This is a genomic window from Clostridium aminobutyricum (assembly GCF_017255415.1).
GTDB classification, from domain to species: Bacteria; Bacillota; Clostridia; order Peptostreptococcales; family Anaerovoracaceae; genus Aminipila; species Aminipila aminobutyrica.
Genome location: NZ_JAFJZZ010000001.1, coordinates 906,112 through 931,515, shown reverse-complemented (window position 1 = coordinate 931,515; position 25,404 = coordinate 906,112). Strand labels below are relative to the sequence as shown.

Here is a 25,404-nt window from a genome sequence, read left to right as displayed (position 1 = left end):
CTATGAAGAAACAATAATCGGTGATAGTATAGGTATAGTATTTAAAAATGGTTCAATATATTTTAATTATAGCACATAGAATGTTAAGGAGGAAAAGTGAAATGACTCAGACACTGGATCCGAGCAAGGCTTATATCGCAGAGTATATCGACAGGGCGAAGAAGGCCCAGGCTGAATTTGAAAAGATGACTCAAGAACAGCTTGACCAAGCAGTAAGAACTATTGGGAAGGTTGTTTTTGATAATGCGGCATACTTAGCCGAAATTGCAGTGGAAGAAACAGGTATGGGGAATTATCAAGATAAGGTTATAAAGAATCAAATGAAGGCGAAGATTATTTGGAACAGCCTGAAAGGAAAGAAGTCCAAGGGAATCATCGAAAGAGATGAAGTGACAGGCATTACAAAGATTGCTAAGCCAGTTGGAATAGTTGGTGCTATTACCCCTTGCACAAACCCTATCGTAACACCGATGAGCAATGCGATGTTCGCCCTCAAAGGCGGCAATGCGATCATCATCACTCCTCATCATAAAGCCATTCGATGCAGTACGAAGACGGTTGAAATGATCAACGCAGAACTTGCTAAAATCGGGATGCCTGAAAACTTGATTCAGATCTTAGGAGAACAGTCAAGAGAAAACACGAGAAACTTGATTTCAGCTGTTGATGTTGTAATTGCAACCGGTGGCATGGGAATGGTTCATGCCGCATACAGCTCCGGAAGACCTGCTTTAGGGGTAGGCGCAGGCAATGTTCAGTGTATCATTGACAGAGGTGTAGACTATAAGGAAGCCGTTCCTAAAATTATTACGGGAAGAGCCTTTGATAACGGCATTATTTGCTCCGGTGAGCAGTCGGTTATCTGCCCTTCGGAAGACTTCGATGTGATTATGAAAGAATTCGAAGCAAATGGCGGCTTTGTTGTGAGGGATGCTCCTACGAAGGAAGCTTTAAGAAATGCTATTTTTGTCGATGGTGTAATGAACAGGCATGCCATTGGTCAGGATGTGCAAGCTGTTGCAAAGCTTGCGAAGATTGAAATTCCTAAAGAAATCAAGGTAATTGTTGTGGAAGCGGATGGAGCTGGTGAGTCAGATATACTGGCGAAGGAAAAAATGTGTCCGATAATCGCAGCCTATAAATATGACGATTTCAAGGAAGGTGTTGAAATCGCCAGAGAGAATCTGGAAAGAGAAGGAAAGGGACATAGCGTATCCCTCCATTCGAATAACAAAGAAAATATTGAATATGCCGGAGAAGAACTATGCGTTTCCAGATTTGTGATTAATCAGGTTTGTGCAAGCAGTGCAGGCGGAAGCTTCTATAATGGCCTTGCACCAACGAACACCTTAGGCTGCGGAACCTGGGGACACAACAGCATCTCTGAAAATCTGGATTACAAGCACTTAATCAACATATCAAGAATTGCATACTTTATGCCGGATAATCACATTCCTTCAGATGAAGAACTTTGGTCATTATAATAAATATATTTGTCAGGCAAGTTTTTCTTCCCATTCCAATATAATAGGAATGTTCCAAATGGTTATTTATGAGGTGAATTGTGACAGATATCAAATTTTCAAATACTACTTCTTTGACGGACGACATCGTAGACATTTTGCGAGACCGTATTTTAAAGGGAGAGTACGTGATCGGTGAAAAAATAATTGAGAACCAAATCGCGGCAGAGCTTTGTGTAAGCAGAACGCCGATTCGAGATGCCTTTAGGCAGCTAGAGTATGAAGGCCTTATTGATTACATACCGCACAGAGGCAGTTTCGCTAAAGGTTTTACGAGACAGGATATGGAAGACATTTATTCTGTGCGTAAAGCATTGGAACAGCTCGCTGTTGAGTGGGCGATTGAACGAATTGACGATGCAGAGATAGAAAAACTGCAGGAGCAAATGGAGCTGATGGAGTTCTATACAAAAAGAAAAGACTGCGAGAAGGTGATGGATATCAATGTTGCTTTTCACGAAATTATCTATAGTGCGGCGAGAAGCCGATTCCTTGCACAGATATTGAAATCCTATCAGGATTATGTGCAACAGGCAAGAAGGGCAACGGTTTCCGATGAAGAGAACTTACCGGTGATAGCTGCTGAGCATAAAGACATATTGCAAGCAATCATGCTTAAAGACGTTGAGGAAGCAAGAAACAGGATTGGGATACATTTAGATAACTCAAAGAATCGTGCCACAATCAAGTGGCATATTAAATAGAGCTTGCAAAAAGGTATAATGATACCTCTCCATTAGTACTTATTAAAAGGCGCGATATACAGCAAATTAGTGTATGATACTTTGCTGTATATTGCGTTTTTTAATTGTATACAGTAAATATGATGAATTGTGAGTGTCGCATCGAAGCGTTATATTACAATGAATCCAAACATTGTATACAATAATACTAAACACCTATTAAGTGCATAAAAACAATCGCAGAATGCTTGCTGTTCATCATATATTAATGGTACTATTACCCAAAGGAACCTAGTTAATTATTACGAAATGAGGGTTAGTATTATCATGGAAGTAAATGAAAAAGAAACTCGTAAGATGGTGCTGCAAGGCAATGAAGCCTGTGCTAAAGGTGCTATATATGCCGGATGCAGATTCTTTGCCGGATACCCAATCACACCATCAACCGAAATTATAGAATTACTTTCGAGCGAGATGCTAGAAGTTGGCGGAGCATTTATCCAAATGGAAGATGAAATCGGTTCCGCATGTGCGATTATGGGAGCACGTTGGGGCGGGAAAAAGGCGATGACGGCGACGTCAGGTCCTGGTTACACCTTGATGCAGGAAGCGATAGGATTTGCGGCAGTAACGGAAACGCCAGTGGTTATCGTAAATGTTCAACGGGGAGGTCCTTCCACAGGACAGCCAACGCTTTCCTCCCAGCAAGACATCTATCAGGCGCGCTATGGAAGCCATGGAGATTATGAAATTATAGCGTTAGCCCCATCCTCCGTACAGGAAATGTACGACTTTACAGTAAGAGCCTTTGAACTGTCGGAACAATTTAGAACACCGGTTATATTACTGGCTGACGAGGTTGTAGGCCATATGAGAGAAAAGATCATCGTAGAAGGCGGTTCCAAAAATATTAAGGGGGGCAAGAAATCCTATGTAGCATCCCCTCAATCCGATTTCTTTATGGGAGAGCATTCATTAGTAGAAGGTCAGCTTCATGATGAGAGCGGAAAAAGAATCGGACATATCGCTGATAAAAGCGGAAAATTTATTTATGACATTAGCAAAAAAATCAAAGATAATATCGATGAAATTACAGATATAGATACATTTAATATGGAGGATGCAGACATCGCTATTGTGGCCTATGGATCCGTTGCCAGACCGGCTATGAATGCCATCAAACTTGCAAGAGACCTAAACGAAGATCAAACCGGAACAGGTGCTAAGCTTAAGGTTGGTTTGGTTAAAATAAATACCGTGTGGCCATTTCCTGAGCAGGAGTTGCAGCGATTAACTGAAAATGTTGATTTAGTCATTGTTCCGGAAATGAATGTAGGCAAATATTCAAGAGAAATAGAAAGAGCTCTTAAAGATAAAAGAGTGGTACCTATGCCGAAGTGCGGCGGAGATATACATACGCCAACCGAGCTTGTAGAACAGATCCTAAAGGAGGTGGGCGTAAGTGAATAGGCTATATGAAGAATATATAAAAACGGATTTGCTGCCAACTTTGTTTTGCCCGGGTTGTGGAAATGGCATCGTGCAAATGGCGGCCATTCGGGCAATCGATTCATTAGGAATAAAAGAGGATGTTGCCTGTGTAAGCGGCATCGGATGTTCTTCTTGGATTCCATGTTACTTGAAGTTAGATGTGATGCATACGATGCATGGCAGAGCAATAGCTTGTGCAGAAGGATTAAAACTCGCCCGGCCTGACAAGAAAATCATGGTTTTCACCGGTGACGGTGACTGCCTTGCCATCGGAGGGAATCACTTTATACATGCCGCGAAGAGAAATATTGATCTAACGGTAATCATGGTCAACAACTACATCTATGGTATGACAGGGGGACAGAAGTCGCCGGCTACGCCTACGGGATCTGTTACGAAAACTTCTCCTTTCGGCGCTATTGATGAACCAATGGATGGCTGCAAAATGGCCATCGCTATGGGAGCAAGTTATGTGGCACGCTGGACTACAGCCCATCCGGTGCAGCTTGAAAAAGCGATAAAAGAAGGATTGGAACATAATGGATTTTCATTCATTGAAGTACTTACACAATGTCCGGTCCAGGCTGGTAAAAATGTATACGGAGAAAAAGATCCATCAGCCATCATGAAGATGTATAAGGAAAAAACTTATATTTATAAAGAAGGAATGGATGTTCCGGAGGATAAAACCAGAATTGGACTGTTAAAGCATGATAAAAATGCGAAAGAATATATTGAAAGAATCGAAGAAGCACTTGCGCGGCAAGGTGTAAAGAGAGGTTAAGACAATGGCAAAAGTTACAATTGACAAGGCATGTTGTAAGGGCTGTAATATATGCATTGCGGCCTGTCCTAAAGATATATTTATTCATTCCAAAAATAGAAACAACTATGGAACGAACATGCCGGAGGCTGTTAATGAGGAGCTATGTGGTCATTGCGGTATGTGTGAAAGAATGTGCCCGGATGGGGCTATTGATGTAATAGTGGAGGAATCATTATGAGATTAAATGTAAGATTTGCAGGAGCAGGCGGGCAGGGGGTTATATTGTCTGCGGTCATGTTAGCCAAAGCGTATGGTCTAGGAGAAGACTACTATATCTCTCAGACTCAGAGCTACGGACCGGAAGCAAGAGGCGGTGCCTGCAAGGCAGAGGTGGTAATATCCGACGAACCCATCGACTATATGAAGGTGGAAACGGCAGATGTATTTATTGCATTCAATCAGGTCGGTTATGATAAATATTGCAAGACAGTTAAGGAAGATGCAATCATCCTTGTAAATAGTACGTTGGTGGAAACAGAATCAGATAGACATTATCGAATTCCTGCAACAGAAATTGCAGAGGAAATGGGTAAACCATTTGTAGTCAATATGGTGATGCTCGGAGCCTTGACAAAATTACTTCCTAAGTTGTTCTATCCAACCGTTGAGGCTGAAATCCTGTCAAACTTTCCGGCAAGTATCGCCGGCGTGAACTTAGAGGCGTACGACAAGGCCTATCATTACATGGCTAATCAAGTTGCAGAACGTTTGACAAAATCTGCATAATGCCAATAAGTAAGTATGACTTTGAAATTTTAAAAATGCTTCCTTAATAACAAGGGGGCATTTTTTGAGATAAAGGAAGGAAGTGCGTGTTTTCTCAAGAATGTAATATACCCCTTGATTAACGAAACCAGATACGCTATACTACGAAAGTAAATGTAATAGCTGTACTTTATCAGACATCCCTATACTGTATTCAATTTACAGATAGGAGATGAAAAGGAAGAGTGTCGGCTTGATGTATATTGAATGGGCTTCGGAAGAAGTTATGCTAATAAGAAGATAAAAATATATAGTCTTGACCATGTGAACAGAAGCGGCAGGAACTAAAAATTATTCCGTTTTACTTTTTATAGAGTAGAGAATTGGATAAAGGTTTAATTTAGTTTAATATGGAGCGCTTGTTTGCAATACAATAGATGGTTCTATTCGTAAACGGTGCTCTATTTTTGTGCAGATAACGAGCCGAGACTAAGAGAGATGAAAGGAAGTTGAATCAATTATGAATCTTACTATGTTAAAAGGGAAAATACATCGTGCAAGAGTAGTACAGGCAGAACTGGATTATGTCGGAAGTATTACGGTAGATGAAGATCTGTTGGATGCTGCGGGCATTTTAGAATATGAAATGGTATCTATTGTGGATATTAATAATGGCCAACGTTTTGAAACCTATACCATTGCCGGAGAGCGGGGTTCCGGTTTAATCTGCCTGAATGGCGCAGCGGCAAGATGTGTACAGGTGAATGATCTGATTATTATAATGGCCTATGCTCAGCTTACACCGGAAGAAGCCAAAGAACATCGGCCAAGTGTTGTATTTGTAGATGACCATAACCACATTATTCGAAAAACCAATTATGAAAAGCACGGATTGCTGGAGGATTTAAAATAAAAAACGTAAATTTTCGGGTAAAAATCGGACGAAAAAAGGATGGTTTTTGCTCTCTAAAAATTTTTAAAAAAGACTAGTTTAAATTGATAAAACAATTTGATATAATAGCAAACAGAAACAACCACCAAGGCAATGAAGCCAAGGCATGAGAGTGACTTGACTTTGTTGCTTTTTATCGTAATAGGATTAGTCGCCCATCTTAGAAAGGATCGCCATGAATAATAATACTTCAGAAAATATTATTGAAATAAAAGGTATCAAAAAAAGCTATGACGGATTTGCTGCTGTTGAAGATTTCAACCTTGAAGTGAAAAAAGGAGAGTTTGTAACATTTTTGGGTCCATCGGGGTGTGGAAAGACAACAACGTTACGAATGATAGCGGGATTTGAACTCCCTACGGAAGGTCATATATTGCTGAATGGAAAGGATATCAGTGTTCTTCCTCCCAATAAAAGACCGATTAATACGGTATTTCAACGATATGCCTTGTTTCCGCATCTGAATATTTTTGACAATATTGCCTTTGGGTTAAAAATGAAAACCATAGATGTAACTTATAAAAATAAAGACGGAGAAACGCTTGTACGAAAAGAAAAATTATCTCGGACAGAAATTCGGGAAAAAGTGAAGCATGCTTTAGAAATAGTGGACTTAGAAGGGTTTGAAAAGCGCGATATTTCTACCCTTTCCGGTGGGCAGCAGCAGAGAATTGCTATTGCAAGAGCCATCGTAAACGAACCGGAGATTTTATTGTTAGATGAGCCTTTGGGTGCATTGGATTTAAAGATGCGTAAGGAAATGCAATTGGAACTAAAATCCATGCACGAAAAACTCGGCATTACTTTTATCTATGTCACCCATGATCAGGAAGAAGCTCTTACCATGTCGGACAAGGTTGTTGTCATGTCCGATGGGATGATTCAGCAGATCGGAACACCGGAAGAGATTTATAACGAACCGAATACCGTATTTGTTGCAGATTTTATCGGGGAAAGCAATATCTTTAACGGAAAAATGTGCGGCAATAAAAAGGTTCGTTTTTGCGGGGTTGAATTCACCTGTCTGGATGATCTGCCGGTTGGCTCCGATGTGGATGTGGTTGTCCGGCCGGAGGACGTAGAAATGACAACGACCGAAAAAGGACAGATAAAAGGAACGGTGCAATCTGTTATTTTTAAGGGAATGCATTATGAAATTGCCGTTGAATCAGGCGATAATGAGATTTTAATTAAAAGTACAAAAATTGCGGGTATCGGAGACTTGCTCGGTCTGAATATTGAGCCGGACGGAATTCATGTTATCCATGCAGAAACCAATATTAATATGTATGACGGGGTTATTACGGACATCGATAAAGTGGCCTTTGCAGACGGAGAATTCGATTGCAATATCACCCAATTATATCCGGGGTCTTGGATTGAGAATAATTCTCTATTTGGTAAAGATGGAGATAAGATCAATGTAGTTGGAGCTTCTGTAGCGGTTAAAGTACCTGTCGCAGCTCCTTCCATGAGCGATGACATTGACGCGGGAGGAACCAACGGAAACATCATTTCGCTTATTTACAAAGGAGATCATTATCATTATATTGCCCGTACAAAAAGCGGAGAAGATATTCACCTGCATGATCAGAGCCTTTGGAATGAAAATGATTATGTCAGTATCATTATACCAAAAGAAAGTATTGAGTTGTCATTGAAAGCAGTGGAGGCGTAGGTCATATGAATATTCATTTTTCACGGAAGCAGCTTTGTATTCCCTATGCAGTGTTTCTGGTCTGTTTTGTTATTGCACCGCTTCTGGTTGTATTGTACTATGCCTTTACAAACGGAGAGGGCCGGTTTACCATAGCCAATTTAATCGGCTTTTTCAGCAGTCACAACACAATTGGAACGCTGTTTTACAGTCTCTTGATTGCGGTGACAACCACCTGCGTGTGTTTGCTGATCTCGTATCCTGTAGCGTACATACTTGCACAAAGCAAAATGAAGAAAAAAACAATTTTGCTGGCCATATTTATCGTTCCGATGTGGATTAACTTTACCTTGAGAATCTTAGCGTTAAAGGAAGTGCTCACCATGCTGGAAGGAAATTTGGCTTTCCATCCATTTTTGAATACAATCATAGGGATGACATATGACTTTTTACCCTTTATGATTTTACCGTTATACACCACTTTAATGAAGCTGGACAACCAGCTTTTAGAAGCGGCCTATGATCTTGGCGCAAGCAAGGTGACCGCATTTTCCAAGATTACGCTGCCCCTTTCCATCCCCGGAATTATAAGCGGTATTATGATGGTATTTCTGCCGGCGATGACCAATTATGTCATTCTTGACATGCTGTACAACAGTACGTATATTATGGGAAGTTTAATCGGAAGTTATTTCAATGCCTACGACTGGCATAGCGGTTCCATGATATCCATCGTGCTGCTGATGATCATATTTATCATCATCTGGGCAACGAAAGGCTTTACCGAAAAGGAATCAGAGAAGGAGGCAATGCTATGATGAAGAAAATATGTAGTTCGGCGTGGCTTGGAATGGTATTGCTTTTTATCTATTTCCCGATTTTGATTCTGGCGGTCTATAGCTTTTTGGATACGCCGACGATTGGCGCATCGGGCCATTTTTCCCTTCAAAATTATGTGACGCTTTTTACTACACCAGAGTTACATGAAATGATTCTGGGAACCTTGTCCCTGGCGTTGAAATGTGCAATCATTTCTACCATTCTGGGAACCATGGGGGCTATCGGTACTTTTTATTCAAAAAAAGGAATGAAAGGATTTGTGGCAACATCCAATCAGATTCCTGTTGTGAATGCAGATGTAGTAACCGGATTTTCTATCTGTGTATTACTGATTGTTGTTTTTGGCATGGATAAAGACACTTTTATCCCGTTGATCATCGGTCATGTGGTGATGGCTTCTCCATTTGTTTATCTTTCTGTTGTACCGAAACTGAAACAAATGGATCATAATCTTTACGAAGCTGCACTGGATTTAGGTGCAAGTGCAACACAGGCTTTAATAAAAATAGTAATTCCACAGATTATTCCGGGGATTATTGCCGGATTTTTATTGGCTGTAACACTTTCTTTGGATGATTATTTCATTACGACTTATACCAAGCCTGCAACCTTTGATACCATCAGTACCTATGTGGTCAATGCGACAAGAGGCTCTCATACCGAGTTAAAAACCGCACTTTGGGCATTGTCTACAGTCATTTTTGCGGTCATTCTCTTTGCCGTACTGATAAGCAACATTACTACCGACAGAAAGGCAGGTGCGAAGAATGGCAGAAATGAAATGTAAAGCCAAAACCAGAAAGCATCCTTTGCTGCTTCTGGGATTGATTTCCCTGGCAATACTATTATCTCTTCCAGCTCAGCTATCTGAGGCGTGTGCAGCGAGTGACAAACCCATCGTTTTAAAAATCGGCAACTGGGAGGAATATATCGATCAAGGCGACTGGGGAGATGATGAAGCGATTGATCTCGACAGCGAGACGATTACCAGTAAAAATGGCCTGATTTCGGATTTTGAAGACTGGTATTATGATACCTATGGGAAACAGGTGAAAGTGGAATATTCCACTTTTGGTACCAATGAGGATTTATACAGTAAGATTATTCTCGGAGAAACCTATGATCTTGTCTGTCCGTCTGAATATATGTTCTCAAAATTGTTGAAAGAGAACATGCTTCAGCCACTGTCGACGGATTTTTTTGACACAGCGAATCAGTATAATTATTATGCAAAAGGCGTATCGCCGTATATTAAAGAAATTTTTAACCGCAATAAGATTGACGGAAAAACATGGAGTTCTTATGCGGCGGGATACATGTGGGGAACCATTGGAATCGTATATAATCCAGAAAAGGTCAGCGAGGAAGATGCCTCCACTTGGTCGATTCTCGCCAATCCTACTTATGCAAAACGAGTAACCATAAAAGACAGTGCAAGGGAATCGTATTTCCCTGCGCTGGCTATCTTAAATAAGAATTTATTGCTCAGCAAAGAATTTAGAAGCAGTGCGGATTACTCCGCAAATTTAGCGAAGGTTCTGAACGATACGAGTCCGCAAACCATTGAAAAGGCGGAAGATTTATTGCAGGAAATCAGACAAAATGTATATGCTTTTGAAACTGACAGCGGAAAATCGGATATGGTTACCGGAAAAATTGTGGCCAATTTACAGTGGTCCGGAGACGGCGTATATGCGATGGATCAAGCGGAAGAAGAAGGTTTATCCTTGAATTATTCTGTTCCGGAGGAATGTACGAACCTATGGCTGGATGGTTGGGTCATGCTGAAGTCGGGAATAAAAGGCAATCCGGAGAAGCAGAAAGCGGCAGAAGCGTTTATCAATTTTATATCCAGACCGGATAATGTAATCAGAAATATGTATTATATCGGCTATACATCCAGTATCTCGGGCGGAGATGATTCGTTGATTTATGAATATGTCAAATGGAACTATGAATCGGAAGATGAAAACGATACGATAGAATATCCGATGGGGTATTTCTTTAGTGGGGATAATAAGGATTCCCGATATACACTTACGGCATCGGCGGATCAGGAAAAACGACAGCTATTTGCTCAATATCCTCCGAAAGAGATTGTTGACCGGAGCGCGGTAATGGGGTATTTTCCGGATGATATCAATGCGAAACTGAATCAGATGTGGATTAATGTAAGATGCTTTAATTTTGATCAGGTACCACAGGCAACCTGGCTGAAAGCATTTGCTATGATTTGTCTGGCGTTAATGTTGATTTTTGCTTTTATTTATCGTTATAAAATATTCAGGAAACCGATAAAACCGGGATATCTCAGAGCAACGAATGGTTTGAAGGAGAAATAGATGAAACATAAACCATTGTATTAAATGATAACAAATTATGATTTGAGAATGAATTTGGGCAGGAAATGAGCGTAAAAAAGTCGTTTTTTGCCCCTTTAAATTGGGGTGAAGTATAGCTTGGTAAAGAGCCACAGAACGCTCCAGTGTAAAACAAATAAAATCATTTAGAAGAATATCTAAATAACACTTGACGGGATAATTAGAAATGCATATAATTTATTTAGACGTTTAGAAAAATATCTAAATATAAAAAGATATAATTGGTGTGATTAGGGAAAGAGTTATAGTAATTAAAATGAAAAAGTTGAGGTATTAAAGTGGGATTTCAAGAAAGTTTTAAAGCATTATCTGATTCTACTAGAAGAGAAATTTTACAATTGCTTAAATCGGGCAGCCTATCTGCTGGGGAAATAGTGGAACACTTTAATATGACTGGAGCTACTATTTCTCATCATTTAACCATTTTAAAGAATGCCGGATTAATAGTAGACAGAAAAGTAGGCAAATATATCTATTATGAATTGAATTTATCTGTAGTAGAAGAAGTAATGTCTTGGGTTGCAGGACTGAAAGAATAGTATAAAAAATAAAAAGAGAGGAAGGGCGTTAGGATGAAATATTTATTTTGCAGATACAATTTAAAAACATGGGTACTGTTCGCCATAGCTACTATAGTAGCATGCATCGCATTACCTGTTTTACCGGAACAAATACCGATGCACTTTAATGTAGCGGGAGAGATCGATGATTACGGCAGTAAATATACGATATTTTTAGCACCTGCAGTGATTTTCATTTTTCAGATTATTGCAGAAGTCTGCCGACGGATTGATCCTAAAAGAGACAATTATGAGAGCTTTAAGAACTATTACTATCAGATCATATTTATAGTCGGACTTATTATGTTTGTAATCGAAGTCATAACCATTGCTGCGGCTTTTGGCAAAGATGTTCATATGGCCACCATAATGCCTGTTATGATGGGGGCATTGTTTGTATTCCTAGGGAACATGATGCCCAAATTCAAGCACAATTACATGGTTGGAATCAAAACCAGTTGGACATTAGCCAGTGAACAGGTATGGTATGAAACCCATAGATTTGCCGGTAAGATTTGGGTAATAGGCGGTTTAGTAATGGTATTAACGGCATTTCTTCCTGATTTTTGGAAATTCATTGCATTTTTGACTGTAACACTATTGATGGTGATCATACCGGTTGTATTTTCTTATATGCGATATAAAAATAGATAATATAGTTTATCGTTTAGAAAACCATTATTCAGGAAATTGTTGCCTTTTTGGAGCATAAATGGATGTTTTGGAGTAGAAGGAATGAAAAAATATTGATATACTTTTTCTTGGTTAGAATAAGCTAACTAAGAAAAAGGAGGATATTACGATATGAAGAAAACATTAGCGATCTTATTGATGGCAACCATGCTGGTCTTGAATCTATTTACAGGCTGTGTAAGCAATACCGATAAACAGAACAGTGATGCAGAAAAGGTATCGGTAACGGAAAGTGCACAAAAGCATGACAAAGAAGAAGCCGAACAGCTCCTGAAGAATCTTTCGGGTACCTATGGACAACTATGGGATAAAGCCTTAGCGGCGGAATACGATCAGGATTGGCTGGATAGCTGCGCTGCAATAGTCGGAAAAGAAAAAGCGCAGGATGCAGTGAATACGTTGAAAGCCAGTGTTTCCGGAACGGTATATGGTCAGGAGGCTGTTGATAAATATAAAGATTCGGATCGTTTTTCGTTTAATTGTGACTTCACTCAGAATGTTCAGCAAGTGACTTTTGACGGTGATAAAATCAGTGGTATCGATGCAAATGGCAACGAAGTATTTTCTCATAGCTATCATTATATTGGTTATGATGAAAATATGGGATTTTATCAATTTCAGAGTGCCGATGAAGCATCCGGTGAATTTACATATATGATGCTGGCACCGGATACGCCGGCTACAACTTATCATATTGAATTCCGATATGGAAGTGATCTCGAAGCATTGACTAAGTATGATGCCGGTAACTACGCATATTGGATGGCAGCTGGGATACCCGTTAACGCCGATGCGACAATGGTTAACAAGGCAATTGAGTTATTCTGCACAGAAAATCTGGAGCAAGAGTCATAGGTGTCCATGCTATTATCTTTTAAAAAAGTTTTTAATAAACTCAATTTAGAGAGTTAAATTTGGGGGAACAAATGAGCATTAAAATGCCTTTTGTTCCCCCTTTAAAACAGGATGAAAATATAGAAAAAATCCACCAGCAAGACATATAAGTTATGTGGTTTATTGAAAAAAGTTGAATTGAAATGCTATAAATGCTATAGTTAAATATAATATGACATATTTATGTAGAAAAAGATAAATTATCCTTCAGGAGGCGAAGTTGAATGAAAAAACACAAATTTTGGACATGGGTTATGGTATTTTCTTTAATGATGACGATTTATACAGGGTATAAACATAAATAATATATATTGTGTTCATTCTTCAATTTACTGATATGTCCTCGCTTGGATGTATTCTGAATTTAGTTAATTAATTCTATATATTTAATTTTGTAAAAAATCTCATAATAATTATAGTCATAATGTTATCGTTTAATATTGGATTAAATGAACATATGTATAACCGTAAGGGTATTGGTAATAAGGGAGGTCTAAGATATGCAGGATGAGAGTTACAAAGTAGCGATATTAATTGATGCGGAAAATGTTTCTCATAAATATATAGATACTATTATAAGGGAAGCTTCTGCGGTCGGTGTAATTAAGTATAAGCGTATTTATGGGAATTTTGCTTCACCAGTTCTATCTTCATGGAAAAGTGTTATTATAGAAAATGCGATGGTACCTGTTCATCAATATAATAATACTACAGGTAAAAATTCTTCCGATTCAGCACTTATAATAGACGCAATGGATTTATTATATAATGGGAATATAGACTCATTTTGTCTCGTGACTTCTGATAGTGACTTTACAAGACTAGCAACAAGATTGAGAGAATCTGAAATATTTGTATTTGGAATGGGTGAGCAAAAGACAGCGAAAGCTTTTATTAATGCTTGTAATAAATTTATATATTTAGATTTGTTATATGAACATGAGAGAGAAGAAGTTAATAACGTTGAGAGTATTCCCGAAACAGTTGAGAAAAGGATGAAAGAAGAGAAGAAGAAAAATAATAATGACGTTGAAATTGAGCAAGATTCTAGCGAAAAAAATGTTCAGGTCGAATTGTTAATGAGTGAGAAAGAAAATTCTGGTGCTAATGTTGATGCGGTGAAAAATGCCATTGTGTCATTAATTAATGAAAAGTCTGCTGATGATGGGTGGCTTTTTTTAGGCTTCTTAGGAAGTTTGCTTAATCAAAGATTCCCAGATTTTGATGTCAGAAATTTCGGCTACAAAAAATTTGTACCTTTTATAGAATCCTTATATGTTTTTGAGATCGAAAAAAGGGTATCTAATGAAGATAAAAATGTGGAACATGTATATATAAGGAATAAAGAAAAGGTTCTCTAAATGGTACAAGTATTAATGAATGATTTATCAATTTGGTATGATATAAATAAGATGAAAATAACACATGAATCAAAGGGCGTGAGAACGATTAATTCACGTCTTTTTTTAGTCTCAGAAGGCGAGAAAACTGGGAAAACTAAGCATTCTTTAAGATATTAACCTAAATGGCTGAGAATTAAATAAATAATAATTGTGCAAGTCCATAAATATGTGATATTATAAAAAACATAGTCAAAACTTGTCGAATAAAAGGAGGAAATATGGAACTTACTACACTACTTGGCATTATCGTCGGCATTGTTTCTGTAGTTGGAGCTATGATTTTTAAACATATTAGCTTTTCTGTTTTTTTAAATCCTGCTGCTCTCTTTGTAATCTTTGTCGGTACAGCTGCTACTATTTTAAATTCATACCCTGGGAAAAATCTTAAATGCTTAGGAAAGTTATTTAAAATTCTTTTTACACAACAAAAGAGAATGTCTGAAGCAGATCTTATTGAATTAATGGTTAATTTATCGAGATCAGCCAGACAAGAAGGACTGTTGTCATTAGAGAGTAAGGTGGAAGATATTCCAGATCCTTTTATAAAAAAAGGTATTCGTATGGTTGTTGACGGTATGGGAGAAGACATTATTGAAGAAATTCTTGAATCTGAAATAGAGGCAATGGAAAAGCGGCATGAGGTAAATGCGAGCATATTTTCATCGGCTGGAATGTATGCTCCAACGCTAGGTGTTTTGGGAGCTGTGTTTGGTTTGATAGCCGCCATGTCCCATATAGATGATACAGAAAAAATGGCTGAAGCAATTGCAGCTGCATTTATAGCAACGATTCTCGGTATATTTACCGGTTATGTTTTATGGAATCCATTTGCAAAAAAATTGAAAGTTAAAAGCCAAGAAGAAGTTATGCAGAAAAACATGATTGTGCAGGGCTTATTATCCATACAAAAAGGGGATTCCCCTTTTATACTGAAGGAAAAATTGCTTGCTACGCTGTCACCAGCGATGCAAAAGAAACTCTCTGAGCAGGAAAAGCAGGAATAAGGAGGTGAAAGTATGTCAAAAAAGAAGAAACATAAACCTCATGAAGAAGAAGGTGGGGAAGCGTGGTTGCTTCCATATTCCGATTTAATGACTTTACTGTTAGCCGTTTTCATCGTTCTTTTTGCTGTTAGTCAGGTAGATCAAGCAAAAGCACAGCAAATGTCTGAAGAATTTACGGAGCAGATGATGAGCAAAAGCTCAGCGATGTCCTCCTTTCCCAATACTGAAGTGACGCAGGGAACAACTTCCGTAACGAGTGTGTCCGATGCGGCGATACAGAGTTTCATGGGAGAGGAAGAACTAGAGAGTCTGGAAAAATTGAAGGCTCAAATTGATGCGAAGATAGAAAGTGAAGGGATGACTAGTTCTGTAAAAACAAAGATTGATATGCGTGGTTTGGTTATTAGTTTTAATAATGCTATTCTGTTTGATCCGGGAAGTGCACGAATCAAACCGGAGAAGAAGGACGCTTTGATAGCGGTAGCTAGTATGATGACTACAATCAATCATTATATCCGTATTGAAGGTCATACAGACAATGTGCCGATGAGCTCCGAGCAATATCCTTCGAATTGGGAATTATCTACAGCAAGAGCGACCAGTGTCGTAAAACTGTTTGTTGATAAATGTAATTTTTCGCCAGGGAAACTGATGGCGGTGGGATATGGAGAATATAGGCCAATTGCGGATAATTCGACGGCAGAAGGAAAGTCGAAAAACAGGCGTATTGATATTATTGTTCTAAGTGATAAGTATAATAATCTGGAAAATCAGGTGGTAAGTCAATAATGGACGTATGATTCTCTTTCTAAATTCAGTGCTTTTCAATAGAGTCATAATCGGCTGGAGGAATGTATGCGAGGGGCGAAAAAAGAAAAACCAAAAAAAGAAAAAAAACCAAAGAAAGAAAAGACTAAGAAGGAAAAGAAACCGAGAAAAGAAAAAGAACCCAAAAAGGAAAAAACAGGGAAACTGGGGAAAAGCAAAAAAAAGTTGATCATAATCGCTGTTTTGGTTATTGTACTTCTTGGTACCGGATTTGCAGCGTATACATTCTTTTTCAAGGGCGGAAGCCATGAAGATACGAAGAAGAGCGCTCATACGAAAACAGAACAGAATGCAGATTCAGAAAAGGAAGAGAGCTCTCATTCCAAATCACCCGAAGGTACTACGGACTCTGCCGTTGAAGAGAACCCCATAGGTGAAGTTTCCTACGTAAATTATTTAAGAATTAGTATTGGTGACAGTTATAAGAATGTTGTAACTTTACTTGGAGAAGAAGGAAAAGAAATCTCTTCTACCGAAGTGGATGGGCTTTCCATGAAGGAATACAACTGGGGTGAATCAAACGAAATCAGTGTTGCGTTTGTAAACGATCAGATGGTCAATAAAACTGAAACAGGGCTAAAGAAAGAGCCGGTGGCCTCGAAACAAACGGAGCAAAAGAAAGAATAGGGAACAAGATGTGTGCTAAGTTATAGTGAAGACGTGAAAGAGATACCTTTCACGTTTTTTTATCATGAAAAAGTCGACATATTTTATGAAGAGAGAAGATTCTTGAACAATTAATGTGATTTACAAAGGAATAACAATATGAAAAAAAATTCTAACCGTAGCTTTTGGGATCGCTTTGCGGGTCTGTACGATGCATTTATTCGAAAAGATAAGAACGCTTACATTGAAATCTTCCGGTTGATTCGTGCAAGGGTAACTAGCAATATGCATGTTTTAGAGCTGGCCACTGGCACCGGATTGATTTCTATCGCAATTGCCGATAAAGTCAATAGTATTGAGGCAACTGACTTTTCACCGCAGATGATTGCAGAGGCAAAAAAGAAGAAAAGTCCCAATAATGTGAATTTTTCAGTGCAGGATGCCTGCCACTTAACCTATGAAGATGGCAGCTTTGATGCCGTTATTATTTCAAACGCGTTGCATATTATGCCCAATCCTGAACTGGCATTACAAAATATCAGTCGTGTGTTAAAAAAGGATGGGGTATTGATTGCACCGACGTTTACTCATGCAAGCAATGATAGAAGAGGCAAGCTGAAAGTAAAGCTTATGGAACTGGTGGGGTTTAAGGCATATAACAAATGGACGACAGAACAATATTGTGCATTCCTTGTCCATAACGGATTTATTATAGAACAGAAACGTGTACTGACAGCAAGCTTTCCACTGACCTATGTGGAGGCAACAAAAGGTTTTTAAAGAGAAAAAGCCTTGTATTTTTTTGCGGCCGAAAAACGTGAAATGCAATGTACAAACTGGATTTTACGAGTATTCGTGAAAGAACTTGACCGAAACTTCTTACATAGAATGAGATAAGATAAAATAAAACATATGAAAAACCCCCGCAGATATTGCGAGGGTTTTTGTTTATATAGATGAAATATAAGTACTATTATTTGTCATTTGTCCAGTTGAGCTTATCAAAGATAAAGAACAGCAGTGACAAGATCATACCAACGATGCAAGCAAGCACCATTCCTCTAAGAGTAACTTCACCGATTTGCACCGCAACACCGGATAATCCTGTTACAAATACAACGGATGTTAACGTTAAGTTACGGCTCTTGCTGTAGTCTACCTGTCCGTCAACCATAACACGGATACCGGAAGCTCCGATCATACCATACAGTAAGAAGGAGATACCCCCGATAACAGCACCTGGAATCGTCTGAATCAGCGCGGAAAGCGGACCTACAAAAGCGGAAATAATAGAAAGGATAGCTGCCCCGCCAATTACTCGTACGGAATATACCTTTGTCATAGCCATAACGCCGATGTTTTCACCATAAGTAGTCGTTGGTACAGAACCTACAAAACCGGAGAGCATAGTGGAGATACCGTCAGCCAGTATGGAACGATGTAAACCGGGATCTTTTAAGAGGTCACGATCAACGATTTTACTGGTCACGATCTGGTGACCGATATGTTCGGAGGCTAGTACCAAAATAACCGGTAAAATCATAATGATTGCCTGCAGATTGAAATGTGGCAGTTGAAAGTTCGGCATCACAAAGAAGTCGGTATGTACTGCCTTTGAAAGGGTTTCCGGTGTAATCACATCAGTGATTACTGCAGTGATATAGCCGGCAATTATGGCGATCAATACGGGAATAACGGCAAAGAATTTACGGAACAGAACGTTTCCGAATACCGCGAAGGCTAGAGTTACAACGAATACGATGACGTTGTTTGAATCAATAGGTGTAGTGTCGCTAGATAAAAGTCCTGCTGTATTTGCAGCAGTCCCTGCTAATTCCAGACCGATAAGGGCAACTACAGGACCCATAGCTGCTGCTGGAAGGACTATATCAATCCATTTGATGCCGAACTTGTAAACGATTAACGATAGGATACACAATCCGAAACCAACCGCAATAAAGCCGCCAAGTGCATCGGCATAGCCCCATTGAGCGATTACAATAAAAGTGGGCGAAAGAAAAGCAAAGCTTGAACCGAGATACGCGGGGGCTTTGCCTTTCGTAATAAAAATAAATAATAATGTGCCTATGCCGTTCATAAGCAGTACGACCGATGGGTTAATATTGAATAAGAACGGTACCAATACAGATGCACCAAACATAGCAAACATGTGCTGAATGGATAGGGGTGCAAATAGACTTAGTGGAACTCTATCTTCCACTTGAATGATTTTTTGATTTTCCAACAGACCTTCCTCCTACATAATTATCTGAAAAAGTATAACACAACCTTAGACAGATTTCTACAAAATTTTTTATAGTTTTAAAAATTTCTTGTTATTACTTCATACAATTAATAACAAAATTTTTTTAGTTCCTGTAAAAACTCTTGTATAGAATAAGGGAGATTGAATTTGGATATCGTATCAATAGAGTAAAGTTTTATTCAATATTTAATGCTTTTAATGTCGATTGTTTTTAAGGCTTTCAAAATAGTTTTTATTAGATAGCACGGAAGGGCAATCCGGTTTGAATTCTGCAGCTTTATTGTTGAATTTCTCTGCTAATTCATGATTCCCCAATCTATCATAACAGACTGCACATTCAATACTAGGGATATATCCCCAACAGTCATTTTGAATAAAGCCCCAGCCATCCATCGGTTTTTTCAGATTCAGTGCTTGTTCAAACCAAAATATTGCCTTATCATATTCATTCTTTGATTTGAAAAAATATGCGATCTGGCAACAGGTTTCTGCACGCGGATTATCATAATAAAAACTTCTAAACATGGAAAGTAAGGCATTTTTCTCGTCGCCTAAAGCCTTATAACATTTTGCCATTTCTTGACATGCTACAATATTATCTTCTACCCAGCCGTTTCCGGTGTTTAAAAATTGTTCGAACTGTTTGATTGCTTCTTCATGTCGTCCATGATCTTTTAATTCTTTTGAATAGTAGTACATACCTCTTATAGAGAGTGGTTTTCCATTTTCCAATTGCTTTTCATATATCTGAATATTTCGATTGCTCACTCTCGTTTCCGGTTTTGCATGGGTTACAGCAATATCGGAATTTATGATCTTGCCATTCATTTGAATATATTCATGCACAGGCTCTTTCCACAAAAAATGGGAAATTCTTTTTACAAGGCGTTCTCTTTTATATGAGAAAGTAGGTCGCCCTTGCTTATCAAAAACTGTATTATACTGCATCATTACTACATCAACGTCAGAGGAAAGGGTCTGTTTTAAATGTTTAAATTTCTCGATATCTTCTGGCAAAAGGATATCGTCTGCATCTAACCAAAGGATATATTCTTTGGCCGCCTTACTAAAAGATTCATTTCGTGCTGCTGAAAAATCGTCAATCCATTGAAAGTCAAAAATTTTATCTGTAAATTCAGAAGCAATTTTTTTTGTCAGGTCTACTGAGCCTGTATCAACGATAATGATTTCATCAACGATTTCCTGTACCGAATTTAAACATCTTGCTAGAGTTTCTTCTTCGTTTTTCACAATCATGCATAAACTAATTGTGATCATATATTCACCTCCGTAAACTGATATTTAAATAATATGCTTTGAAACAATGGGATGTTCCGTTGCCTGTTTCGAATAAGAGGCTATCGCGCTAAATTATTACATAATTTATTACATAATCAAACCGAATCAAGGAACCTATTGCAACATCATGACGTATTCTAGTAATAAGATATAATCTAATACGTTAGGTATAAAATTATATTTGTAAAAAGATTACGGAGTTGATTTTATGAAATATATTAATAATAATTGCTGCAACTGCTGGAACTGGGATAAATGGAACTGCTGTTGCCTATCTGAGGTGTGCTGTGTGAACGGCCCAACAGGAGCAACCGGAGCAACAGGTCCAACGGGTCCAACGGGGGCAACAGGCACAGGAACGACCGGCCCAACGGGTCCAACAGGTCCAACGGGTCCAACAGGTACAGGAGTAGGAGTAACGGGTCCGACAGGTCCACAAGGACCACAGGGTCCACAGGGTCCGATAGGCCCACAAGGCCCGATAGGTCCACAAGGTCCACAAGGTTCGATAGGCCCACAAGGCCCACAAGGCCCGCAAGGTATCATCGGTCCGACAGGTCCAACAGGAGCAACAGGGGCAACCGGCGCAACCGGTGCAACAGGGCCACAGGGTCCGCAAGGTATCATCGGTCCAACAGGGGCAACCGGCGCAACAGGAGCAAATGGAGCAACAGGAGCAAATGGAGCAACAGGAGCAACCGGCCCAACGGGTCCAACAGGCGCAACAGGAGCCGATGGAGCAACAGGCGCAACAGGTCCAACGGGAGCAATCGGTCCAACAGGAGCAAATGGAGCAACAGGTCCAACAGGTCCAACGGGAGCAACAGGCCCAACAGGAGCTGATGGAGCAATAGGACCGACAGGTCCAACAGGAGCCGATGGAGCAACAGGTCCAACAGGCGCAACAGGAGCAACCGGACCGACAGGTGCAACGGGAGCCGACGGAGCAATAGGACCGACAGGTCCAACGGGAGCAACAGGTCCAACAGGCGCAACAGGTCCAACAGGTCCGACAGGTGCAACAGGAGCCGATGGAGCAATAGGACCGACAGGTCCAACGGGAGCCGATGGAGCAACAGGTCCAACAGGCGCAACAGGTCCGACAGGCGTAACAGGAGCCGATGGAGCAATAGGTCCGACAGGTCCAACAGGAGCCGATGGAGCAACAGGCCCAACAGGCGCAACAGGTCCAACAGGAGCCGATGGAGCAATAGGTCCGACAGGTCCAACAGGAGCCGATGGAGCAATAGGTCCGACAGGTCCAACAGGAGCCGATGGAGCAATAGGTCCGACAGGTCCAACAGGAGCCGATGGAGCAATAGGTCCGACAGGTCCAACGGGAGCGACTGGCCCAACCGGCCCAACAGGTCCTGCGACCACTAGCGACAGCATGTCGGCGGCCAACACATCTTCGGCGCTTATCGCCGTTATACTTGGTGGCACTGACATACCTCTGCCAAACAATCAGAACCTAAACACCTTCACCGTAGACGGTACGAACACTGAATTTACCGTACCAGTAACGGGGCAATATCTGATCGACTATTCCGTAGCCATAACGTTAGGCTTGCTGGTTTCTTCACGGGTCTTGCAGAACGGCGCACCAATAGCAGCTTCGGTAATTACCCCTGGCGTTTCGGTAACCAATCTGTCTACGACCTTTATTGTTCCTCTAACAGCAGGCGATACGCTGACGCTGCAGTTGTTTGGCGTACTTGGAGCAGCCACCCTTCTTGGTGGTGCAAGCACGTATATGACGGTTGTGCGACTAACATGATGTTCTCTTGCCAGACAATAATTATCCCCCGGCCTAGCCGGGGGTTTTTCTTTAACGGGCGTATTTTTTGCCGGTTATAAATGGGCCCGTACGATAGGATGTTCCGTTGCCTGTTTCGAATAATAGGCTATCGTGCTAAATTGTAATAAAATTTATTACATAATCAAACCAAATCAAGGAACCTATTGCAGTATAATGGCGTATTTTAGTAATGGAGTATAATTCAATACGTTAGGTATTAAATTATATTTGTAAAAAGATTGCGGAGTTGATTTTATGAAATATATTAATAGTAATTGCTGTAATTGCTGGAACTGGGATAAATGGAACTGCTGTTGTCTATCTGAGGTGTGCTGCGTAAACGGCCCAACAGGAGCAACCGGAGCAACAGGTCCAACAGGAGCAACAGGAGCAACAGGCCCGACAGGAGCAACGGGGGCAACAGGTTCAGGAACGACCGGTCCGACAGGCCCAACAGGTCCAACGGGTCCGGGTGTAGGAGCAACTGGCCCAACAGGAGCAACCGGAGCAACAGGTCCAACAGGAGCGACAGGCCCAACAGGAGCAACCGGTCCAACTGGCGCAGCAGGACCAATAGGTCCAACGGGTCCAACCGGTGCAAATGGAGCAACAGGTCCAACAGGAGCAACCGGCCCGACGGGTGCAAATGGAGCAACAGGTCCAACAGGAGCAACCGGTCCAACAGGTCCAACAGGAGCAACAGGTCCAACAGGAGCGACAGGCCCAACCGGTGCAAATGGAGCAACCGGAGCCACCGGCCCAACAGGCCCAACCGGTCCGACAGGTCCAACTGGTGCAACAGGTCCAACGGGAGCCGATGGAGCCACCGGTCCAACTGGAGCGACAGGCCCAACGGGAGCTGATGGAGCAACAGGTCCAACAGGAGCGACAGGCCCAACCGGAGCCGATGGAGCCACGGGTCCAACCGGCCCAACCGGTCCAACTGGCACATTTGCCCCTGGTGGAACGCTATTTAATGTAATAGGCCCAGAAGGATCTGCTACGGTAGGTTTTGGCGAAAACTTGATCTTCCAGACAAGTACGCTTGATATAACAGTGACAGAAGGATCTGCTATTGTAACCATCGATGATTTTGGAGGAGTAACAGGTCCAACAGGAGCAACCGGCCCGACAGGGCCAACGGGAGCAACAGGCCCAACAGGTCCGACAGGAGCCGATGGAGCAACAGGCCCAACAGGAGCCACAGGAGCCACAGGTCCAACCGGCTCAGATGGAGCAACAGGCCCAACAGGTCCGACAGGTCCAACAGGAGCCGATGGAGCAACAGGTCCGACAGGTCCGACAGGCCCGACAGGTCCAACAGGAGCCGATGGAGTCGATGGAGCAACAGGTCCGACAGGCCCGACAGGTCCAACAGGAGCCGATGGAGTCGATGGAGCAACAGGTCCGACAGGCCCGACAGGTCCAACGGGAGCCGATGGAGCCGATGGAGCAACAGGTCCGACAGGCCCGACAGGCCCAACGGGAGCCGATGGAATCGATGGAGCAACAGGTCCGACAGGCCCGACAGGTCCAACGGGAGCCGATGGAATCGATGGAGCAACAGGCCCGACAGGTCCAACAGGTCCAACAGGAGCCGATGGAGTCGATGGAGCAACAGGTCCGACAGGCCCGACAGGTCCAACGGGAGCCGATGGAATCGATGGAGCAACAGGTCCGACAGGCCCGACAGGTCCAACGGGAGCCGATGGAATCGATGGAGCAACAGGTCCGACAGGCCCGACAGGTCCAACAGGAGCCGATGGAGTCGATGGAGCAACAGGCCCGACAGGTCCAACAGGTCCAACGGGAGCCGATGGAATCGATGGAGCAACCGGTCCGACAGGCCCGACAGGTCCAACAGGAGCCGATGGAGTCGATGGAGCAACAGGCCCGACAGGTCCAACAGGTCCAACAGGAGCCGATGGAGTCGATGGAGCAACAGGCCCGACAGGTCCAACAGGTCCAACGGGAGCCGATGGAATCGATGGAGCAACAGGTCCGACTGGTCCAACAGGTCCAACGGGTGCGAGTGCCATTATTCCGTTTGCATCGGGCGGAGTTACAACGCTAACCACTGTTCTTGGTGGTCTAGCCGGAACACAAGCCTTAATCGGATTTGGTGCTAATGATATTGCCTTAATCGTTGGAGGAGTTATCGATACCACAGCATCTTCAAGCTTAGCTTTCTCCATGCCGCGTGATGGCATGATCACTTCAATGGCTGCGTATTACAGTGTGGCAGTAGCTGCAACTCTAATCGGATCCACGGTTACCATTACCGCGCAGCTATACAGCTCTACGGCGCCAGATGAAACGTTTTCACCTATTCCAGGTGCTACTGTAACACTAGCTCCGCCTCTGTCAGGTCTTGTTACTGTCGGAACAACATCAAGTGGTTTAGCTACGGGGTTATCAATACCAGTAACTGCTGGTACTAGATTGCTATTCGTATTTTCTGCAAACGTGACAGCCGGTGTTGATATTGCAACGATTTTAACGGGATTAGCAAGTGGTGGTCTTAGTATAGACTAAATCTGAAATTCAACTATCACACTAAACAACCATTAATAAATAGCCGAAGCATTTGCTTCGGCTATTTCGTTTGCTGATGATTTTAAACTTGTTGAGTGTGTAAAGTACGTAAAATAGCAAACACCGCTATGATGACAAATTGTAACGTAATAGATAATTTTATACTTGTCAAATAAGAGAACGTGGTATATAATTTGCCATATAAGTTAGCCAGTGCTAACTTAATTTGATGTTCAGAAAGGAGCCTAAAATGCCTTTGTTATTAGGCGAACCCGGAACTGTATATACGGTTCGGCGTGTTAGCGGAAATGAAAAAGACCGGCATTATTTAGAAAGCCTTGGCTTTATTGTCGGAGCCGAAGTTACAATCATATCAAAATTTAGCGGTTATGTTCTTGTAAATATAAAAGGAGCACGAATAGGAATCAGTGGACACATGGCTAAGAGGATTATTATATAG

General features: G+C 41.3%; 23 protein-coding genes and 1 pseudogene. 22 read left to right on the top strand and 2 right to left on the bottom strand.

The genetic code is table 11. The features are described 5' to 3' along the window. The first annotated feature begins 101 nt into the window (after window positions 1–101). The 19 genes and pseudogenes from JYB65_RS04530 (at window position 102) to JYB65_RS04440 (ending at window position 17,826) form a co-directional block, all read left to right on the top strand. Window positions 102–1,484 carry an aldehyde dehydrogenase family protein gene (locus tag JYB65_RS04530; protein WP_206581409.1) on the top strand — a complete coding sequence of 461 codons (1,383 nt, stop codon included), beginning with the start codon at window positions 102–104 and terminating at the stop codon, window positions 1,482–1,484. An 80-nt stretch (window positions 1,485–1,564) separates the two neighbouring features. Continuing rightward, window positions 1,565–2,227: an FCD domain-containing protein gene (locus tag JYB65_RS04525; RefSeq protein ID WP_206581408.1), complete on the top strand. Its 663-nt coding sequence runs from the start codon at window positions 1,565–1,567 to the stop codon at window positions 2,225–2,227. Window positions 2,228–2,533: 306 nt separating this feature from the next. Beyond that, window positions 2,534–3,676, top strand: a complete 1,143-nt coding sequence (locus JYB65_RS04520; RefSeq protein WP_206581407.1) for a 2-oxoacid:acceptor oxidoreductase subunit alpha — start codon at window positions 2,534–2,536, stop codon at window positions 3,674–3,676. Further along, the gene (locus tag JYB65_RS04515) at window positions 3,669–4,481 is read left to right on the top strand and encodes a thiamine pyrophosphate-dependent enzyme (protein WP_342366616.1); all 813 of its coding nucleotides are present in this window, start codon (window positions 3,669–3,671) and stop codon (window positions 4,479–4,481) included. The genes JYB65_RS04520 and JYB65_RS04515 overlap by 8 nt, the downstream gene beginning before the upstream one ends. Window positions 4,482–4,485: 4 nt before the next feature. Then, complete coding sequence (locus JYB65_RS04510) at window positions 4,486–4,701, top strand: 4Fe-4S dicluster domain-containing protein (RefSeq protein WP_206581406.1); 216 nt, start codon at window positions 4,486–4,488, stop codon at window positions 4,699–4,701. Further along, on the top strand, window positions 4,698–5,249 hold the full coding sequence (locus JYB65_RS04505) for a 2-oxoacid:acceptor oxidoreductase family protein (protein WP_206581405.1): 552 nt from the start codon (window positions 4,698–4,700) through the stop codon (window positions 5,247–5,249). The genes JYB65_RS04510 and JYB65_RS04505 overlap by 4 nt, the downstream gene beginning before the upstream one ends. 499 nt (window positions 5,250–5,748) lie before the next feature. Continuing rightward, the gene (gene panD / locus JYB65_RS04500; RefSeq protein ID WP_206581404.1) at window positions 5,749–6,141 is read left to right on the top strand and encodes an aspartate 1-decarboxylase; all 393 of its coding nucleotides are present in this window, start codon (window positions 5,749–5,751) and stop codon (window positions 6,139–6,141) included. A 214-nt stretch (window positions 6,142–6,355) separates the two neighbouring features. After that, window positions 6,356–7,444, top strand: a pseudogene (locus JYB65_RS04495) (ABC transporter ATP-binding protein); the annotation flags it as partial. Window positions 7,445–7,863: 419 nt separating this feature from the next. Next, the gene (locus JYB65_RS04490; protein WP_206581402.1) at window positions 7,864–8,655 is read left to right on the top strand and encodes an ABC transporter permease; all 792 of its coding nucleotides are present in this window, start codon (window positions 7,864–7,866) and stop codon (window positions 8,653–8,655) included. After that, window positions 8,652–9,464 (top strand): ABC transporter permease, encoded by an 813-nt coding sequence (locus JYB65_RS04485; protein ID WP_206581401.1) that lies wholly within the window; start codon window positions 8,652–8,654, stop codon window positions 9,462–9,464. The genes JYB65_RS04490 and JYB65_RS04485 overlap by 4 nt, the downstream gene beginning before the upstream one ends. Beyond that, on the top strand, window positions 9,445–11,019 hold the full coding sequence (locus JYB65_RS04480; RefSeq protein WP_206581400.1) for an ABC transporter substrate-binding protein: 1,575 nt from the start codon (window positions 9,445–9,447) through the stop codon (window positions 11,017–11,019). Before JYB65_RS04485 ends, JYB65_RS04480 begins: the two co-directional genes overlap by 20 nt. A gap of 317 nt (window positions 11,020–11,336) precedes the next feature. Beyond that, entirely contained in the window at window positions 11,337–11,597 is a 261-nt protein-coding gene (locus tag JYB65_RS04475; RefSeq protein WP_206581399.1) for an autorepressor SdpR family transcription factor, read from the top strand. Between the two features lie 33 nt (window positions 11,598–11,630). Beyond that, window positions 11,631–12,272: an SdpI family protein gene (locus tag JYB65_RS04470; RefSeq protein WP_206581398.1), complete on the top strand. Its 642-nt coding sequence runs from the start codon at window positions 11,631–11,633 to the stop codon at window positions 12,270–12,272. Window positions 12,273–12,422: 150 nt separating this feature from the next. Continuing rightward, window positions 12,423–13,166 carry a hypothetical protein gene (locus JYB65_RS04465; RefSeq protein WP_245156571.1) on the top strand — a complete coding sequence of 248 codons (744 nt, stop codon included), beginning with the start codon at window positions 12,423–12,425 and terminating at the stop codon, window positions 13,164–13,166. A gap of 539 nt (window positions 13,167–13,705) precedes the next feature. After that, entirely contained in the window at window positions 13,706–14,566 is an 861-nt protein-coding gene (locus tag JYB65_RS04460) for an NYN domain-containing protein (RefSeq protein ID WP_206581397.1), read from the top strand. Between the two features lie 260 nt (window positions 14,567–14,826). Next, window positions 14,827–15,612, top strand: a complete 786-nt coding sequence (gene motA, locus JYB65_RS04455) for a flagellar motor stator protein MotA (protein ID WP_206581396.1) — start codon at window positions 14,827–14,829, stop codon at window positions 15,610–15,612. Window positions 15,613–15,624: 12 nt separating this feature from the next. After that, window positions 15,625–16,401, top strand: coding sequence for an OmpA/MotB family protein (locus tag JYB65_RS04450; protein ID WP_206581395.1), 777 nt, complete (start codon window positions 15,625–15,627; stop codon window positions 16,399–16,401). 66 nt (window positions 16,402–16,467) lie between these two features. Next, window positions 16,468–17,067 (top strand): flagellar basal body-associated FliL family protein, encoded by a 600-nt coding sequence (locus tag JYB65_RS04445; protein ID WP_206581394.1) that lies wholly within the window; start codon window positions 16,468–16,470, stop codon window positions 17,065–17,067. Window positions 17,068–17,205: 138 nt separating this feature from the next. After that, entirely contained in the window at window positions 17,206–17,826 is a 621-nt protein-coding gene (locus JYB65_RS04440; protein WP_206581393.1) for a class I SAM-dependent methyltransferase, read from the top strand. Between the two features lie 193 nt (window positions 17,827–18,019). Here the strand turns inward: JYB65_RS04440 and uraA are convergent, their stop codons facing one another. Together uraA and JYB65_RS04430 are read right to left on the bottom strand one after the other, a co-directional pair. Then, on the bottom strand, window positions 18,020–19,291 hold the full coding sequence (gene uraA, locus JYB65_RS04435; protein ID WP_206581392.1) for a uracil permease: 1,272 nt from the start codon (window positions 19,289–19,291) through the stop codon (window positions 18,020–18,022). A 216-nt stretch (window positions 19,292–19,507) separates the two neighbouring features. Next, a complete protein-coding gene (locus JYB65_RS04430) occupies window positions 19,508–20,590 on the bottom strand; it encodes a glycosyltransferase (RefSeq protein WP_206581391.1) in 1,083 nt (360 codons plus the stop codon). 229 nt (window positions 20,591–20,819) lie between these two features. Here JYB65_RS04430 and JYB65_RS15095 point away from each other — a divergent pair, with 229 nt between their 5' ends. The 3 genes from JYB65_RS15095 to JYB65_RS04415 all read left to right on the top strand — a co-directional run bounded on the left by JYB65_RS15095 (window position 20,820) and on the right by JYB65_RS04415 (window position 25,404). Then, window positions 20,820–22,388, top strand: coding sequence for a BclA C-terminal domain-containing protein (locus JYB65_RS15095; protein ID WP_206581390.1), 1,569 nt, complete (start codon window positions 20,820–20,822; stop codon window positions 22,386–22,388). 276 nt (window positions 22,389–22,664) lie between these two features. Then, entirely contained in the window at window positions 22,665–24,944 is a 2,280-nt protein-coding gene (locus tag JYB65_RS04420; RefSeq protein ID WP_206581389.1) for an exosporium glycoprotein BclB-related protein, read from the top strand. Between the two features lie 250 nt (window positions 24,945–25,194). Further along, window positions 25,195–25,404 carry a FeoA family protein gene (locus JYB65_RS04415; RefSeq protein WP_206581388.1) on the top strand — a complete coding sequence of 70 codons (210 nt, stop codon included), beginning with the start codon at window positions 25,195–25,197 and terminating at the stop codon, window positions 25,402–25,404.